The organism is Acinetobacter sp. 809848 (assembly GCF_000581275.1).
Classification (GTDB): Bacteria; Pseudomonadota; Gammaproteobacteria; order Pseudomonadales; family Moraxellaceae; genus Acinetobacter; species Acinetobacter pittii.
This window is the reverse complement of record NZ_JEXG01000044.1, coordinates 1-15,826: the sequence shown is the minus strand read 5'-3', so window position 1 is coordinate 15,826 and position 15,826 is coordinate 1. Positions and strand designations below refer to the sequence as shown.

15 protein-coding genes are annotated in these 15,826 nt (G+C 41.4%); 3 read left to right on the top strand and 12 right to left on the bottom strand.

The window, feature by feature from the left end:
- Positions 1-25: 25 nt before the first annotated feature.
- From J536_RS21445 to J536_RS21415, 7 genes are all read right to left on the bottom strand, one after another.
- Positions 26-415 carry a PaaI family thioesterase gene (locus J536_RS21445; RefSeq protein WP_032063911.1) on the bottom strand — a complete coding sequence of 130 codons (390 nt, stop codon included), beginning with the start codon at positions 413-415 and terminating at the stop codon, positions 26-28.
- A gap of 40 nt (positions 416-455) precedes the next feature.
- Complete coding sequence (locus J536_RS21440) at positions 456-992, bottom strand: DUF3237 domain-containing protein (protein WP_016802991.1); 537 nt, start codon at positions 990-992, stop codon at positions 456-458.
- A gap of 57 nt (positions 993-1,049) precedes the next feature.
- The gene (locus tag J536_RS21435; RefSeq protein WP_032063910.1) at positions 1,050-2,300 is read right to left on the bottom strand and encodes an OprD family porin; all 1,251 of its coding nucleotides are present in this window, start codon (positions 2,298-2,300) and stop codon (positions 1,050-1,052) included.
- 81 nt (positions 2,301-2,381) lie between these two features.
- A complete protein-coding gene (locus J536_RS21430) occupies positions 2,382-3,521 on the bottom strand; it encodes an acyl-CoA dehydrogenase family protein (RefSeq protein ID WP_032063909.1) in 1,140 nt (379 codons plus the stop codon).
- 74 nt (positions 3,522-3,595) lie between these two features.
- Positions 3,596-5,482, bottom strand: coding sequence for a feruloyl-CoA synthase (locus J536_RS21425; protein WP_171071508.1), 1,887 nt, complete (start codon positions 5,480-5,482; stop codon positions 3,596-3,598).
- An 82-nt stretch (positions 5,483-5,564) separates the two neighbouring features.
- Positions 5,565-7,016, bottom strand: coding sequence for an aldehyde dehydrogenase (locus tag J536_RS21420; RefSeq protein ID WP_032063907.1), 1,452 nt, complete (start codon positions 7,014-7,016; stop codon positions 5,565-5,567).
- 37 nt (positions 7,017-7,053) lie between these two features.
- A complete protein-coding gene (locus J536_RS21415) occupies positions 7,054-7,893 on the bottom strand; it encodes a p-hydroxycinnamoyl CoA hydratase/lyase (protein ID WP_171071507.1) in 840 nt (279 codons plus the stop codon).
- Positions 7,894-8,141: 248 nt separating this feature from the next.
- On the opposite strand from J536_RS21415, the gene mhpT reads away from it, so the two are divergent.
- From mhpT to J536_RS21400, 3 genes are all read left to right on the top strand, one after another.
- Positions 8,142-9,374: a 3-(3-hydroxy-phenyl)propionate transporter MhpT gene (gene mhpT, locus J536_RS21410; RefSeq protein ID WP_000411707.1), complete on the top strand. Its 1,233-nt coding sequence runs from the start codon at positions 8,142-8,144 to the stop codon at positions 9,372-9,374.
- Between the two features lie 70 nt (positions 9,375-9,444).
- Positions 9,445-9,900, top strand: a complete 456-nt coding sequence (locus J536_RS21405; protein ID WP_032063905.1) for a MarR family winged helix-turn-helix transcriptional regulator — start codon at positions 9,445-9,447, stop codon at positions 9,898-9,900.
- A gap of 110 nt (positions 9,901-10,010) precedes the next feature.
- Positions 10,011-10,703 carry a GntR family transcriptional regulator gene (locus J536_RS21400; protein WP_081404185.1) on the top strand — a complete coding sequence of 231 codons (693 nt, stop codon included), beginning with the start codon at positions 10,011-10,013 and terminating at the stop codon, positions 10,701-10,703.
- A gap of 43 nt (positions 10,704-10,746) precedes the next feature.
- Here J536_RS21400 and J536_RS21395 read toward each other — a convergent pair whose 3' ends face one another.
- The 5 genes from J536_RS21395 to J536_RS21375 all read right to left on the bottom strand — a co-directional run.
- The gene (locus J536_RS21395) at positions 10,747-11,691 is read right to left on the bottom strand and encodes a PDR/VanB family oxidoreductase (protein ID WP_032063902.1); all 945 of its coding nucleotides are present in this window, start codon (positions 11,689-11,691) and stop codon (positions 10,747-10,749) included.
- Positions 11,692-11,703: 12 nt separating this feature from the next.
- Complete coding sequence (locus J536_RS21390; protein WP_032063900.1) at positions 11,704-12,780, bottom strand: aromatic ring-hydroxylating oxygenase subunit alpha; 1,077 nt, start codon at positions 12,778-12,780, stop codon at positions 11,704-11,706.
- A gap of 233 nt (positions 12,781-13,013) precedes the next feature.
- A complete protein-coding gene (locus tag J536_RS21385) occupies positions 13,014-14,201 on the bottom strand; it encodes an OprD family outer membrane porin (RefSeq protein WP_032063899.1) in 1,188 nt (395 codons plus the stop codon).
- A gap of 12 nt (positions 14,202-14,213) precedes the next feature.
- A complete protein-coding gene (locus tag J536_RS21380) occupies positions 14,214-15,167 on the bottom strand; it encodes a formylglycine-generating enzyme family protein (RefSeq protein ID WP_081404186.1) in 954 nt (317 codons plus the stop codon).
- Between the two features lie 25 nt (positions 15,168-15,192).
- Positions 15,193-15,826 (bottom strand): sulfatase/phosphatase domain-containing protein (locus J536_RS21375; protein ID WP_032063895.1); only part of this gene is annotated, 634 nt, incomplete at its 5' end.

Below are 15,826 nucleotides of genomic sequence, written 5' to 3'. Positions count from 1 at the left end.
ATCCTTATTGAATGCATGGTTGTAATTAATCTAAAACCAGAAAATTAGCTGTGCTCCGTGCAATCATTTTGTTGTTTTGCCAAGCTTCACTTTCGAGATTTAGTACAGTTTTACCTTGTTTAATGAATCGGCATTTTGTAATGACTTCACCTACAGCACAGGGCTTTAAAAAATCCATTGTTAAGTTGATGGTGGTAGCGGGTTTATGGTTATTGGCGAGATATGCAAAAAGTCCCATCACGTCGTCAAGCATGGCGCAGATCATGCCGCCTTCAACGGTGCCGCGTGGATTGATAAAGCTTTCTAGGGCTGTGTAGTGGATATTAAGTTCAGTGTTTTGATCATTCCAATGAATATTATGTCCGCCCAAATGGTGATGGATGGGCGGTAAGTGTTCTAAAGTTTTTTGATCCATAATGAGGGCTCCATCCTTTTTGTAGGTGTTATAAAAATTATTATTTCAAGGTGTAGGCATCATAAATAACAGCTTTACCCAAACGCATTGCACTACCTACCGCAACGGTCTGGTTAAGCCATGAGTATTTAGGTGAGCTGGTTTCAAACTGCATTGTAATTTTGAAATAGTAATTTTTCGGGTCGACATCTTTGCCTTGAGCAAGCTGTTTTAGTGTTTCTGCTGAGCCATGTCGGTAACCTTTGGTTTGAAGATAAATAAGCGCACCGTCATCGGTTTCTAACAAATATCGCGTATCAATAATTGCCAATCCTTTACTGTCGACAATTTGCCAATCTGCACCATTATTTAAAATGCGGCCCTTAAGTGATTTCCCTTCAAATGTCCCACCTGTAATGGGAATAATTCGGCGTTTACCTGCGTCACTGGTTGTGCCTAATTCCCAAACAGGCGCATTTAAATCAACACTGAATTTTGCTAAAGGCTCAAGCTGAATAGGTGGTGGGCTATATTGAGTTTCGGCATGAGACAGGGCAATCAGACTCATTCCACAGAGTAGTGTTACAACTTTCTTCATGATGAATTTCCCGAAATAAAAAGAGGTTCTATGTGCGACAGAACCTCTCGTTTTGAATTATTTAAATTTCCATGTGTAGTCGATGTTGAGACGGGTTTCGTTTACAGGTTTGATATTGGCTGTAGAGAGCATGTTGTTGTCATAAATGGCGTAGCGTGCGCGTAACCCTAGATTTTTTAACCAGCCACTTTGAACGGTGTAACCTAAATCAAAGTCCGTTTCGCGTTCTTTTAGATTAGTTCCGCCTAAGTTGGGTGCATAAATATTGTGACCTGTGGTGTAACGAGTCATAAAACGTAAACCCGGTACATAATCTTTAAAATCATATTCATAACGGAAGCTATAGGCCTTTTCTTTTGGATTTAAAAACTCGCCCGGCCATGTATCAATGAGTAGACCCGTTTCACCTCCCGTCAAATATGGAAAAGCGGTGTCGCCATGATGTTGGAAGGTTCCAAAAATAAATTTATGGTTTTGATGTTTGAGTTCGAAATGCGCATGATAGAGGTCATTATCGACTAAGCCTGCTTTTGCTTGCCCGTCATCTCGGCTGCGGTAGTAACGTAATTGTGAGCTAAAGTTAGTGGTGTCATTAATTTTGTGTTGATGTAAAGCACCGACCATGGTTTGGTTATAAAGATCATCAACATCCATGTAAAAAGCAGTGAGTTTGAGTGCAGGATTAAACTGATAGTTTCCACCTAAATAATAGAGTCCATCAGTTTCAGCACTTTTAAATCGTCCATTTACGCCTGAAATTTTAATTTTTTCATAGTTGGTCGAATCACGATGATTCACTTTATCGAGGTAGGCCGCTTGTAAGTCGAAGTCTTTAATATCTTTACTGGTGAGTGAAATTCCTCGATAGGTTTGAGGAAGTAAACGAGCAGGTGAAGCCACTAAAACTGGGTTCATCGGCATTAGCGTACCAATGCGTAGCTCGGTCTGGCTCATTTTCGCTTTTGCTGTGACCCCAATTTCGCCATAAGAGTCGGCAGGTTCATTGGTACGCGTGTCTCTAGGTAAGTTTCCTGTACCGCCATGCTCGGCATCAGCATCGAGTTTAAAACCTGCCGTTGCAAGCACATCTAGCCCAAAACCGACAGTCCCTTCGGTATAACCTGAATTGGCTTTAAGAATAAAACCTTGTGTCCAGTCCTTGGCAGCAGGGTAAGCAGATTGCTCTTGGTAGTCGCGGTCAAAATAGAAATTTCGTGTGGTGAGTTCTACTGAACTGTTATCAATAAAACTGCCAGCCCACACTGAACTTGAGAGCATGAGTGTAGAGTACATCCATAATTTCGACATAGCATTTCTTCCTGAAATATCATTTTTTGTTTTCAACAAGGCATAGTTGTTGTGTCTGCCTTGTTTGGTTTTTAAATCGAATTATTTTCCGAGCAGTTCTCGGGCCACGATTTCTTTCATAATTTCATTGGTTCCCCCATAAATTTTTTGTACCCGCGCATCCACAAAAAAACGTGAAATCGGGTATTCCTGCATGTAGCCGTAGCCGCCAAAAAGCTGAAGTAATTGGTCAATCACTTCACATTGGACATCGGTGATAAAGCATTTCAGTGCGGCAACTTGAGTCACGCTTAACTGGTGTTGTTGATACAGCGCTGCACATTGGTCTACAAAAGCTTGAGCGGCTTTGGCTTTGATTTGCGCGTTTGCCAGCACAAAGCGTGTGTTTTGCATTTGGCTTAAAGGTTGTCCGAAAGCTTTACGCTCTAATACATAGTCTTGGGTCAGTTCGATGGCGCCTAAAATTGACCCCAAAGCCATCATGGAAATACTCAAACGTTCGCGAGGTAACTCTTGCATTAAATAAGCAAAGCCTTGTCCTTCTTCACCCAAACGCTGAGTTGCAGGCACACAAACATCATCAAAAAATAGTTCGGCTGTATCTTGGGCATGCAGCCCGATTTTTTGCAAAGACCGACCTTTTTTAACGCCGTCTAAAGTGGCATCGACTAATAAAATTGATATGCCTTTTGCTTTAGCTTGAGGATCAGTTTTCGCTACTAAAACGATCAGGTCGGCATGCAAACCATTTGAAATAAAAGTTTTTGAACCATTAATACGGTAATGATCATTTTCTAAAATCGCTTGAGTGCGTATAGCCTGTAGGTCTGAACCAGCATTGGCTTCGGTCATGGCAATTGCAGTGACGACTTCACCTGTCACCATTTTCGGTAACCAATAACGTTTTTGCTCTTCGGATCCGATATTTTGCAGATAAGGAGAGACCAGCTCATTTTGCCCGCCAATCGCAACTGCCAAAGACGCAAAGCCCGCTTGAGCCGTTTCTTGAACCAGCATGAGGGAGTAATGAACAGGAGCGCCGTAACCGCCATATTCCTCGGGCACATCGACGCACAAAAAACCATTCTCCCCAAGACGAAGCCATAGATCACGTGGGATAAGGCCATCGTGTTCCCATTGTTCATAATACGGAGCAACCTGTTCTTTTAAGAACCTGCGATAGCTGTCCCGAAATAGTTCAAATTCTGTATCGTGTGGCATGTTGAACCTTTTTTTGGCAAAAGTGAGGCTAAGGCCCAAACCGAAGTTTGAGCTTCCTTTTTTATTTCAATTGCTTATTGTTTTAAGGTGGGCACCCGAATAATCAGTGGGTTATCAGTCTGCTTTTGATAAAGTTCATCAATTAAAGCGGCACGACGCTTGGTAATACTGCTTTGATTGAGATTGCCTTTATCTGTCACTTCGCCTGCATCGAGTTGAGGTGGTTCGATCATTAAATAAAGCATGGAGACTGTGTTTGAGCTACCAGTCGCATCTTTATTAAAGGTCGTTAAAAATTGGCGGAACCATTGTTGGACTTTAGGATGCTGTAATATCTCTGCTGGAGAATGTTCACCAAGCTTAAGACCTGCATATTGAGCACAAGCATCTAGTTTTGGAAAAATCAAAAAGCCAACCGCATTCAGGTTTGAACCTGTAATGCAGACATCTTGAACCAGTAAATTACCTTGAATGAGCACTTTGTTGCGTAGCGTGCCCACATTCACAAAAGTGCCTGTATTGAGTTTAAAGTCTTCGGCAATTCGTCCGTCGTACATCAGTCCTTTGGTTGGATCATTGATGTCGACTAAACGAACGGCATCGCCTGTATGGAAAAAACCTTCATCATCAAAAATAGTGCTTTGCTGGTCTGCCTTTAAGCGCCAATAGCCTTTCATGACATGTTTGCCACGTACGCAAAACTCAAGTTTGTCACCACATGGCACCAGCTTAATTTCGCATCCGGGAGCAGGGTAACCAATAAAGCCAGCCATCACGCGTGGGCCAGTAGTAAAAGCACAAGATGGTGCAGTTTCAGTCATGCCCAATCCGCTCATGATACGAATTTTTTCTCCACAATGTTGCTGAGCAATTTTATCGAGTCTGTTCCAGCCCGCTTCTGAGAGCGCAGCACCTGCAAAGAATAAAATTTTAACTTTGGCAAAAAAGCGGTCTCTTAATTCTTCATCTTTTTCTAAAGCTTCGGTGAGTTCTTCCCAACCTTTTGGCACATTTAAATAAACGGTTGGAGAAATTTCTTTGAGATTACGAATGGTTTCATCAAATTTTCCTGCAATGGGTTTGCCATCATCAATGTAAATGGTACCGCCGTTATAGAGTGCGATGCCGACATTGTGACTGCCGCCAAATGTGTGGTGCCAAGACAGCCAGTCGAGTAGGACAGGCGGCGTTTCTTCAAACTCAGGGAAAGTCTGCAATAACATTTGCTGATTAACACACAACATTAAATGTGTGGTCGGTACAGCTTTAGGTAATTTGGTTGAACCTGACGTAAATAAGAACTTGGCAATTTGGTTTTCATCAAGGGTTTGATAAAACTCTTGGACATTTGAAACAGGCGTATCTAAAAGCGATTGAAAAGATGTGCAGATCTGATCGCCCACAATGCCTTTATTGGTCACCACTTCAATATCAGGCGTAATACATGCCTGAATCGCTTTGGCAAAAGCTTGTCCATCGCTGGCATAGACCATACCAGGTGTAAGCACTTCAAACACATGTTTGAGTTTGCCAAAGTCTTGAGAAATCAGAGAGTAGGCAGGGGAAATAGCTGAGAAAGGTACACCCGCCAACATGGCAGCCATAGACAGTGTTAAATGTTCGAGATCATTACCACTTAAAATGACCAGAGGTCTTTCTTGGCTTAAATTACGATCATGCAAAGCTTGAGCAATGTGCCATGCACGTTGTAAAACTTCTGCATAACTCAGTTTGACCCATTCACCTTGAGCATTGCGTTTTGCTGCAAAAATATGGTCTGGTTTAGTTTGTGCAAAATGAATTAAACGATCTGTCAGTTTTTGTGGATACGGTTTTAATTGCTCTTTTGGGCTGATATAGAGCGTGTCATCTTTATGGTGATAATGAATATCATGTTGCCCTAATTTTACGAACCGTTCGCGGTCTTGTGATTGAGTGGCATTCATTTGCATTTCTTTCACTCCATGGAAAGCGCATCACTGCGCTTTATTTTTTTGCATCATGCAATTTTTATTTAATATGTCGGTATTCGCATTAGACTGACTAAATCGGGTAATGACGTGATTGGGTTTGAATGGTAATCCAGCGTAGTTCGGTAAATTCGGCAACAGAGACTTTACTACCAAAACGTCCGTAACCACTCGATTTTGTTCCGCCAAATGGCATTTGAGCTTCGTCATGTACGGTTGCGCCGTTAATATGACAAATACCCGAATCAATCTGTTTAGCGACTTCTAATGCCTGCGAAATATTCTGGCTAAACACTGCCGAAGACAGACCAAACTCGCTGTCATTTGCCAGTGCTACGCCTTCTTCAATGCTTGAAAAGCGTTGAACTGTGCATACAGGCCCAAATGATTCTTCGCGGTAAAGCAGCATGTCAGGTTTAATATTGAGCACCAGCGTCGGTTGCATGGAGGTGTCTTCAATATGAATACCTAAAGGTAAGTCAGCACCTTTGTTTTGAGCATCTTCCAACAAATGCTGAATACGGTTTGCAGCGCGGCGACTTTCTAAAACACCGAGTACATTGTCTTTTGAGGTTGGATTACCTGCTCGAATAGAGCGAGTTTTTTCAATCAGTTTTTCAATAAATTGGTCGGCAATTTTGTCTTGAACCAAAACACGTTCGGTCGACATACAAATTTGCCCCTGATTAAAGAATGCTCCAAAAGCGACTGCATTTACGGCTTCATTAATATCAGCTTCATTTAAAACCACGACAGGCGCCTTACCACCCAATTCAAGTAAAACAGGTTTTAAATATTTGGCAGCAGTCTCGGCAATAATTTTTCCGACTTTGGTTGAACCCGTAAAATTAATACGCTTCACGGCTGGATGAGAGACTAAACGCTCCACGATTTGTGGTGCATCTTCAGCGGCATGCGTAATTACATTCACCACACCTTCGCCAAGACCTGCTTCATGTAACACTTCACCAATTAAACGATGTGTTGCTGGGCAGGCTTCCGATGCTTTTAACACAACCGTGTTACCACAAGCTAAAGGCATAGCAAGTGCACGTGTTGCCAAAATCACAGGAGCGTTCCAAGGTGCAATGCCAACAATGACACCGCAAGGAACTCGCACACCCATCGCAAGATTGCCCGGCACATCTGACGGAATCAGACTTCCGTCAATTTGTGTAGTCATTGCTGCTGCTTCACGTAACATGTTGGCAGCAAGGTGAACGTTAAACCCATACCATGTCGCAGTTGAACCTGTTTCTTGCATTCCAGTTTGAATGAATTGCTCGGTTTTTTGGTCCATTAAATCGGCTGCTTTTAATAAGCGTAAGCGACGTTCGGTAGGCGAGAGTTTCGACCATACTTTAAAAGCTTGTTGTGCCGAATCGATTGCACGATCAACATCTTCCAACGTTGCAGCAGCAGCTTTACTGGCTACTGATCCATCAATTGGGCTAATACGCTCAAAAGTTGCCTGATTTGATGCATCAACAGATTGACCGTGAATAAGTAACTGTACATTTTGCATGGGTTGCGTCCTTACATTGCCATTAAAGTATCAAAAGTTAACCAGTACGTTTATAACTCTGTAAACCCGGTTTAATTGATTTTTCATCTAAAAATTGTTTCAAACCTTCTTGGCGGCCATTTTCTGTATCGCGGTGGATACATTGATCAAGCTTGGCATATAAGTAGTCTTCGTTTTGGTCCCAAGTGAGTTCACGACAACGCTTAAATCCATTTTTAGCTGTACGAAGAACTACTGGGTTTTTCTCAAGTAAGCAATTTGCAAGCTCAGTCACTTCTGCTTTTAACTGTTCAAGCGGTACGCTTTTATTTACCAAGCCCATCGTTTCAGCTTCTTTGCCACTAAAGGTTTTACCCGTCATGATGTAGTACAAAGAGGCACGGTGACCAACAGTGTCTGCCATTGCTTTACTTACAAGGTTACCCGGTGGGATCCCCCAGTTAATTTCAGATAAACCGAAAGTTGCTTCATCTGCTGCAATTGCGAGGTCACAAGCCACTAAAGGTGAGAAACCGCCTCCAAAGCACCAGCCGTTAACCATAGCAATGGTTGGTTTTGAATACATACGAAGAAGTTGCCACTGCCAGCGACATGAGTCACGGCGAATACGTTCTTGGAAAATTTCAGGCTGAGTGTCGACTTCACGGAAATATTCCTTCAAATCCATACCCGCTGTCCAAGAATCACCTGCACCCGTCAACACTAAAACACGTGCATCTTGATCAAGCTCAAGAGTTTCGAGCACATCAATCATTTCGCGATTGAGTGTTGGGCTCATGGCATTTTTCTTTTCCGGACGGTTTAGGGTGACCCATGCAATTCCATCTTCAACTTTAACATCTACTGTTTCCCAGCGGTTTTCATAACTCATCTTCATACTCCTTGAATGATTTTTAGCTGTTCTGGGATTTAATTTAATATCAGTTAAACTTACATTCAAGTCTTTTTTATAAAATTTCAGAAATATTTTATAATTCATTGTATTTTAAATATTAATTAATTTTATTTAAGATTTAACATAAAAATATGTTGATTTTTTAGTAAGTTTAACTGATATTTTTGGTGTGTTTAAACAACAATACACAAAGGGCTAAATGGAACGACTAGTCAATAAAGGACAACACAATGGAAAAAATATCAGGACAGCCTTCAAGGGCAAAAATCACGTTGCTACTGTGCTTTGCCATAGCAATTTTTGAAGGGTTTGATCTTCAATCAATGGGGGTAGCCGCTCCACGAATGCGGGCTGAGTTTATGTTAGACAATGCCCAGATGGCGTGGGCATTTAGTGCTGCAATTTTAGGGACGTTACCAGGTGCGATATTAGGCGGTCGGTTTGCCGATATCGTCGGGCGTAAGAAAATTCTGATTTTTAGTATCTTACTTTTTGGAATTATGTCTTTGCTAACAGCTTATGCAGCTAACTTCAGTTTGCTATTACTCATTCGTTTTTGTACAGGTTTAGGAATGGGTGGGGCATTACCAATGATGATTACACTTGCCTCTGAAGCTGTACCTGACCAGCACAAAGGCACCGCAGTGAGCATTATGTATAGCGGCATTCCTTTTGGCGGATTACTCACTTCTGTGGTTGCTATGTCGTTGGCAGGCGATGCAGAATGGCGTCATATTTTCTATATTGGTGGGATTGCGCCTATTTTACTAATCCCACTGATTATGCGCTTTTTACCTGAGTCAAATGACTACCTGCAACGCAAAGTTCAAGCACAGCAAACCACGCCATTCTTTGAGGTTTTATTTGCGAAAGAACGCCGTATGTCGACCATTCAGCTTTGGATAAGCTTTTTCTGCACGCTGGTGGTGTTGTATTTCTTGTTGAACTGGTTGCCGTTACTCATGGGTGCGCAGGGATTATCAAAACTACAGGCAAACTATGTACAGATGGGCTATAACGTTGGTGGAATTTTAGGTTCGGTTCTGATGGGCGTATTGCTTGATAAATTACGCATGAGCTTTGTGATTAAATTAATTTATCTCGGCATTTTATTCTCACTGTGCTGTTTAGCAATTTCTCCGACAGTGGCTTTACTTGCACTTTCGGCAGTGGGTTGTGGCCTATTCATTGTGGGAGGACAATCCGCGCTGTATGGTCTGGCTGCTATGTATTATCCAACCGAAATGCGGGGAACTGGAGTTGGTGCAGCAGTTGCAATTGGCCGTATTGGTTCGTTTGCAGGGCCTTTAATGGCTGGGTTTTTACTCTCGCTTGGACAAAGCTCGACCATTGTAATTGGTTCAAGCATTCCGGTGATTTTAATTGCAGCGATCTCTGCATTACTTCTTGTCAAAAAACCTAAACAGCCTGTACATTTAGTACAAAGCTCAGGTGCTCGCTAAGTTTTAACGAAAGTATGGGGTTAGAACCTCATACTTTCACTACAGATTTTCTTATGATGAATGAAAGGTTATGGTACGTTCGAATTTAGTTCCAAAAAAAGTAGAAGATGAGCCTAAGTTAAGTTATATGATTGCTCGTGTTGACCGAATTATTAGTAAACATTTAACAGAACATTTAAAAGAGCTTGAAATTACCTTGCCGCAATTTACTGCACTTTCTGTTTTAGCTTCAAAAAGTAATTTATCCAATGCCAAGCTTGCTGAGCGTTCTTTTATAAAGCCGCAATCTGCCAATAAAATTTTGCAAGATTTACTGGTCAATGGTTGGATTGAGAAAAAACCGGACCCAACACATGGCCGCCGTATTTTAATTACACTGACTGAAAGCGGTATTGAAAAGCTAAATAAATGTAATGAAGTGGTTTTAAAAGTTGAAGAAAAAATGCTGGAAGGCATTGATATTAACTTGGCTTATTTAATTCGTAATAATCTCGATATTATGGTGAATAATCTTAAAAGCCTTTAAATAAATGAGCTTGTTTAGGTTGAGCTAAATTCCTACGCACTGATTCACACAGAAAATTTATTTCATTTTGCAAATGAACTTGTTAGCATCGAAGTGACGTTTTTGACAATGTGTGGCAGCAAATGTCTTCAGGGCAACAAGTTTTACTTAAATTAAGAAAAATGATTATTTCAGGGGAACTTGAAGGTGGTGCCAGAATTGCTGAGATTCCCACTGCCGAGTTACTTGGTGTTTCAAGGCAGCCTGTTCGTATTGCATTTCGGCTGCTCGAACAAGAAGGTCTTCTCATCAAGAACCTAACCCGTGGCTACACCGTCCGTGAAATTTCAGAACAACTGGTTCATGATGCGCTTGAAGTGCGGGGTGTGCTTGAAGGATTGGCTGCGAAAACTTTGGCAGAACAAGGTTTAAGCGAAGAGCAGAAAAAGACCCTCCAACATTGCATTCAAGAAACTGAAAAACTCTTTAATGAAAAAGACGAGTTTGGCGATACCGAACTGGAACGTTACCATCATTTTAATGTCATTTTTCATGACACGATTATTGAGGGCGCGCAAAATGTAGCACTCATACAAGCTTTAGCAAAAAACAATCAATTGCCGATGGCTTCTGCTCAAGCCATTACCTATGATGAGAAGCAAGCTTTGTCAGAATATCGCCGTCTGCACTATGCACATTTACAGCATTGTTCGATTTTCGATGCGTTGACACATCGTCAGGCAGGGCGTGCTGAAACTTTAATGCGTGAGCACAGTAGCGTGGTAATTTTAGGTGAAACGCTAAGAAATGTTCTCAGCGCTTAAGCTGAAATAAGTTCCTTTATATTTGAATAAAGGAACTCAAAAATTAAAGCTCAATCACAAGATTTTTAGTTTTTGCACGAGAACAGCAGGGCGTAAACTGGTCGTTCAGCGCATGTTCCTCATCGGTCATAAATAGATCCCGATGATCTGGTGTGCCTTCTACAACACGAGTAATACACGTTCCACAAATGCCTTGTTCACACGAAACAGGAATATCAAAACCATTTGCAATTAATGCTTCTGTTGCTGTCTGCTCTGGTAATACTTCAATTCGGCGGCCCGTACCTTTCACTTCAATGGTGAAAGCTTCATCGTTGGACGTATCTACCTTTTGAGCAACAAAATGCTCTTGATGTAACTGTTCGCTATGCCAACCCGCTTGTTCGGCCGAGCTCATGACAAACTGCATAAACCCTGTAGGTCCACATACATATAAGTGTTTATCAGGTGAAGATTGGCCCAAAGCTTCTGCCATATTACATTCGGTGTCTGGTTGGTCTTGAATGTGAAAATGAACTTGCTTACCAAAGTGCTCGGTTAAATTGCCATAGAAGGCAATCATTTCATGACTACGAACGAAGTAATGTAATTCAAAAGGAATATTGGCCGACTTAAGCCGATATGCCATCGACAAAATAGGGGTAATACCGATACCACCCGCAAATAAAACCGCTTGTTTGGTTTGAGGATGAATTTCAAATAAATTACGCGGCTCACCAATTTTTAAATGATCGCCTTCACGATATTCGGTGTGGATGCAACGTGAGCCACCGCGTGAATTGGCATCATGTAAAACGCCAATCACATAACGATGCTTTTCAGTGCAGCAGTTTGAAAGTGAATATTGACGGGTGAGGCCGTTTTTTAGGTGCACATCAATATGCGCACCTGCTTCAAAACTCGGTAGCTCTGTACCATTTGCTGCAACCAATTCAAACGCACGAATGGTCGGGGTAAGCTGGTGAATTTTTTGAATAATAACGTCCATGTTCATGCTCCTTTAAATAATCCGAATGTTTGGAAACTTCTGTGCGGACGTTTCAGGAGGTGTTTTATTTTCTTCGGCAAGTAGTCGCTCAATCACCTTACGGGACTGGACACCGCCTGCGTCGATGTTGAGCATTAGTAACTTGCGATGTGGATTGTTTAAAATATTTTGTTGTTGTTGCTCCAGCATTTCTAAATCTTCAGTAAAGATTTTGCCTTGACCTTCACGAATTTGATCGGTGAGTTCAGCATTGTTTGGCTGGAAGTTACGTGCCATTCCCCAGAAATACCAGTGAGAGGTTTCAGTTTCTGGTGTAATAAAATCAACCACAATTGAGGAAACTTTTTTGTCACTTGGTGCGTGATAACCACCATGTCCGGCATGCGCTACACCCACTTCAATATGAACATTACTTGGCGCAAAGAAGTGGCAACGTTGCCAACGGTCAACTGGTACATCGTCTGCCAAGTGATTACCGCGAAGGGCCATTTGCCAAAATGGAGGTGCGATCACATTTTCCATATAGCGTTCGGTAATCACATGATCACCGTCAACTTTAGTGACTGGCAGGGCTTCATCAATTTCTTTTTGTCCGATGCTGCTTGAGTGAACATAGGTCTCGTGGGTTAAATCCATCAGATTATCGACCATCAAGCGATAGTCACACTGAATGTGAAAAAGGCCTCCGCCATAGCTCCATTCGGGATGATCTGCCCATTCTAAAGTTGGCAGTTTTGCTTCATCTGCTAAAGCTTTCTCGCCTGGCCATATCCAAATAAAACCGAACTTTTCGACAACTGCATAGGATTTATTGCAAGGGAAACCGTTTACACGTTGGGCTGGCATTGAAACGGTCTTTCCGTCACAGCCCATTACTAAGCCATGATATCCACACACAAGGTTTCCATCTTCTACATAGCCAAGTGAAAGTGGGGCACCGCGATGGGGACAAAAATCTTCAACGGCTGCAACTTGATTTTCTTTGCCACGGTAAAAAACAATTTTTTCACCACAGATGGTGCGACCTAATGGTTTGTCTTGGATTTCTTCTGGACGGCAGGCAACATACCAAGCATTTTTAATAAACATTTGTGACGACTCCTTATCACTTATTGGATCCAATTTATAATAAATAAAAATATTGGTCAATTGATAAGCAGTATATTTTTTAAAAAATATTGATCTTTTAATTTGGTTATTTTGTATATTTTTAATTGCTATTAAAGACTTTTGTATTTACTTTGAATTTTAGAGGATAAATTTTTATTCATCTTAATTTGGATCCATAAAGGCTATGGTTAAGCCATTATGGAGAGTGAGAATTAGAAATTAACCGTGTAGTGAAGCATCATGCGCTGTTCATCCAGACTTTTGCCATGTTTGGTGTCGTAGTTAATATTTAAGAAAAGAAACTTAAGATTTTTAATCCAAGCATTTAGGTCGTACTGAATCAACACATTACTTTCTTGCTCAAAATCATTTTGATTCATGGTTTGAAATGAATCGCCATAAATATATTTATAGGTCACTTTTAGGCCCTTGATGTAGTCTTTAAAGTCATACGAGGCAACGAAATGATAAGACTTTTCGTCTGCTTTGGTAAAAGCGCCTAAGGTCCAGTTCACCATATGGGGGATGGGCATATTGTCGAGTTTTGGAATACCATCTTTGCCAAAGTTTTCTTGATAGCCAATTCCAGTTGTAAAGTTTCCATGTTTAATAAAATGCATGGCCCCTACAGATGTATTGTCATATTCACCAAGCTTTGATTTACCGATATCGTTGTGGCGAAATACACGTAATTTTGTGGTGTGCTGTTTTGTCCATTGATAATCAAAAGCAAAGTAACTTTGATTGATGAGATCTGTTAAGTAACCATTATAAAATTTCCAATGATATTGAGGCGTTTTCCCATCCCACTGGAAAAAGTAAAGCCCATCAGATTCATGTTTTGATATGGCGAGTTTGTGGTAGTCCTCCTCATTTTTTGGTGAATAACGGTTAATCAAACCCAGCTCGAAATTTTGTTGTGGTGTCTTATATTTTAATTCTAAGCCTTTATAGTTCACGCGTAATTGATGTGTATCCACTTGTGGCGTAAGTGGTGAATCGGGAGTGATTTCACCTACATTCATGCGAAAGTTTTGATATTCAACTCCAGCACCTAAGCCATATTTAACTTGGTCTTGTGCTTGTTTCTTGGTGTTAGGGTCAAAGGGTATGACCATATCATTGGTGTGTTGGTCGCTACTTAGACGATAAGCATATTGAATGCTTGGATTGAGGTGTAGTTGAACCTCATTCAGTTTGGTTGACCAGTTGCCACGATAGATCAGACCTTGGCTCAAGCTATGAGTATCGGGGCTGGTCCCATTTTCATATTGTCTGTCGAAGTTGAATGTTTTTAGTGTGAGTGTATTTTGAAAATTAACATCGACTGCACTATGAGCTAAACAGCAGGCAAGGGTCGTCCCTGAGAAGAAAATCCCATAAATAAAAATATGCTTCATTTTTAAATCCGTTTAAAAGCGTTTTACTGTTCTAAATCCGACATGGCTGGTGGCAAGGTCGAGTTCTTGTGGATGCCTCGCGGCAACACGATAACGCGCGCAATAGTTGGTTGCGCATAAATAAGATCCACCTTTAATCGTATATTGCAAAATCTGTTCGTGACTTTGCCGATATTTCGATGGATCTCCCATATGATGGTCTCGTGGTCCTGTATAGGGTGTTTGCGTCCATTCCCATACATTGCCAATCAGGTCATACAAACCAAAGGGGTTTTTACTAAAACAACCCACAGGGGCAATATCCTTAAAACCATCTTCCTGAACATTTTTATATGGAAATTCTCCTTGCCAGAAATTGGCTACAATATGACCTTCGTGGGTCGGGCCAATATCGGAATTTTGTTGAAAACCTTTGGCTGCATATTCCCACTCAAGCTCAGTCGGTAAGTCATGACCTAGCCAGTTTGCATAAGCGTAGGCATCATTCCATGTCACCATACGGACAGGCTCATGAGGTGCGGGTTGTTTAGGGTTGTTTGGGCCCCATGGATGTTTCCAATTGGCCCCTTTTTCAAATTTCCACCATTGTAATTCTTCAACTGGATGATCTGGTTGTACAAACATAGCTGCGCCGCCTTGCTTCTCTGCATCGGTGACATAACCCGTTTGTTTAACAAACTCTTGAAATTGAGCATTGGTGACTTCAGTTGCATCAATTAAAAAAGCGGGAACGGAAGTTGCCTGTAAATTTAATGGGCGTTCATCTTCATAACCTTGTGTGGTGCCTAAAACAATTTTTCCTTGCGGAAGCTTGACCATGCCTGCTTCTTTATTGTTAGGCCATCCCGAAGGAAGGCCTGAATAAGAAGTACATTTAGCTTTAGTGCCTAGGTCGGGCAAGGTGGTCTGTTCTAGTTGAGGTGTGGTTTTTTGGCACGCACAAAGTAAGAGAAACGATGAAAGCATCATGATCTGTTTCATCTGGTTTTCTCTACTTTTTGTTGTATTGCTCAAAATCCACAACACCATTTTCATCGGCATATCTTAAATATTTATCATTTAAGACTTTGACGATCTCAGGATGGGCTGCATAAACATTATGTTGCTCATTAAAATCTGTTTTTAAATTGTAGAGTTCCCAGCCATGGCTCTTAAATTTAGAAGGTGAGTTTTCAACAAGTTTCCATTCGTCAGTTTTAGCGTAGCGGCTGCCATGCAGTTCTTTAAAGTCATAATAATTAACAGGACGAATACGGGCAGTATTATCTTTAAACGCAGGGATCAGACTAAAACCAGATGGTTTAATTTTGGTGCTTGAAGTTGGATAAACCTGATTATTTTGAATACCAGCTAGCTCCATCACAGTTGGGAATATATCTCTGACTGTCGCAAAGTTATTGTTAATTCCATGTTGTTTAGAAATCTGAACAGGTGATTTAACAATAAATGGGACTCGTACTCCGCCTTCTGAAGCAGCTGACTTCCAGTGGGTAAATGGTGTGCTGCTCACTTCGGCCCAGCGTGGTCCCATATAAACATATGAGCTGGCGTTGCCTATATTTTCATAGCGATTGTCGGCATCACCCATTGGGAAATTATGATCACCACCTTCAGCGCCGTTATCT

Coding starts and splice junctions, on each gene's coding strand:
- J536_RS21445 (WP_032063911.1), bottom strand. CDS start 415: ATGGATCAAAAAACTTTAGAACACTTACCGCCCATCCATCACCATTTG.
- J536_RS21440 (WP_016802991.1), bottom strand. CDS start 992: ATGAAGAAAGTTGTAACACTACTCTGTGGAATGAGTCTGATTGCCCTG.
- J536_RS21435 (WP_032063910.1), bottom strand. CDS start 2,300: ATGTCGAAATTATGGATGTACTCTACACTCATGCTCTCAAGTTCAGTG.
- J536_RS21430 (WP_032063909.1), bottom strand. CDS start 3,521: ATGCCACACGATACAGAATTTGAACTATTTCGGGACAGCTATCGCAGG.
- J536_RS21420 (WP_032063907.1), bottom strand. CDS start 7,016: ATGCAAAATGTACAGTTACTTATTCACGGTCAATCTGTTGATGCATCA.
- J536_RS21415 (WP_171071507.1), bottom strand. CDS start 7,893: ATGAAGATGAGTTATGAAAACCGCTGGGAAACAGTAGATGTTAAAGTT.
- mhpT (WP_000411707.1), top strand. CDS start 8,142: ATGGAAAAAATATCAGGACAGCCTTCAAGGGCAAAAATCACGTTGCTA.
- J536_RS21405 (WP_032063905.1), top strand. CDS start 9,445: ATGGTACGTTCGAATTTAGTTCCAAAAAAAGTAGAAGATGAGCCTAAG.
- J536_RS21395 (WP_032063902.1), bottom strand. CDS start 11,691: ATGGACGTTATTATTCAAAAAATTCACCAGCTTACCCCGACCATTCGT.
- J536_RS21390 (WP_032063900.1), bottom strand. CDS start 12,780: ATGTTTATTAAAAATGCTTGGTATGTTGCCTGCCGTCCAGAAGAAATC.
- J536_RS21385 (WP_032063899.1), bottom strand. CDS start 14,201: ATGAAGCATATTTTTATTTATGGGATTTTCTTCTCAGGGACGACCCTT.
- J536_RS21380 (WP_081404186.1), bottom strand. CDS start 15,167: ATGCTTTCATCGTTTCTCTTACTTTGTGCGTGCCAAAAAACCACACCT.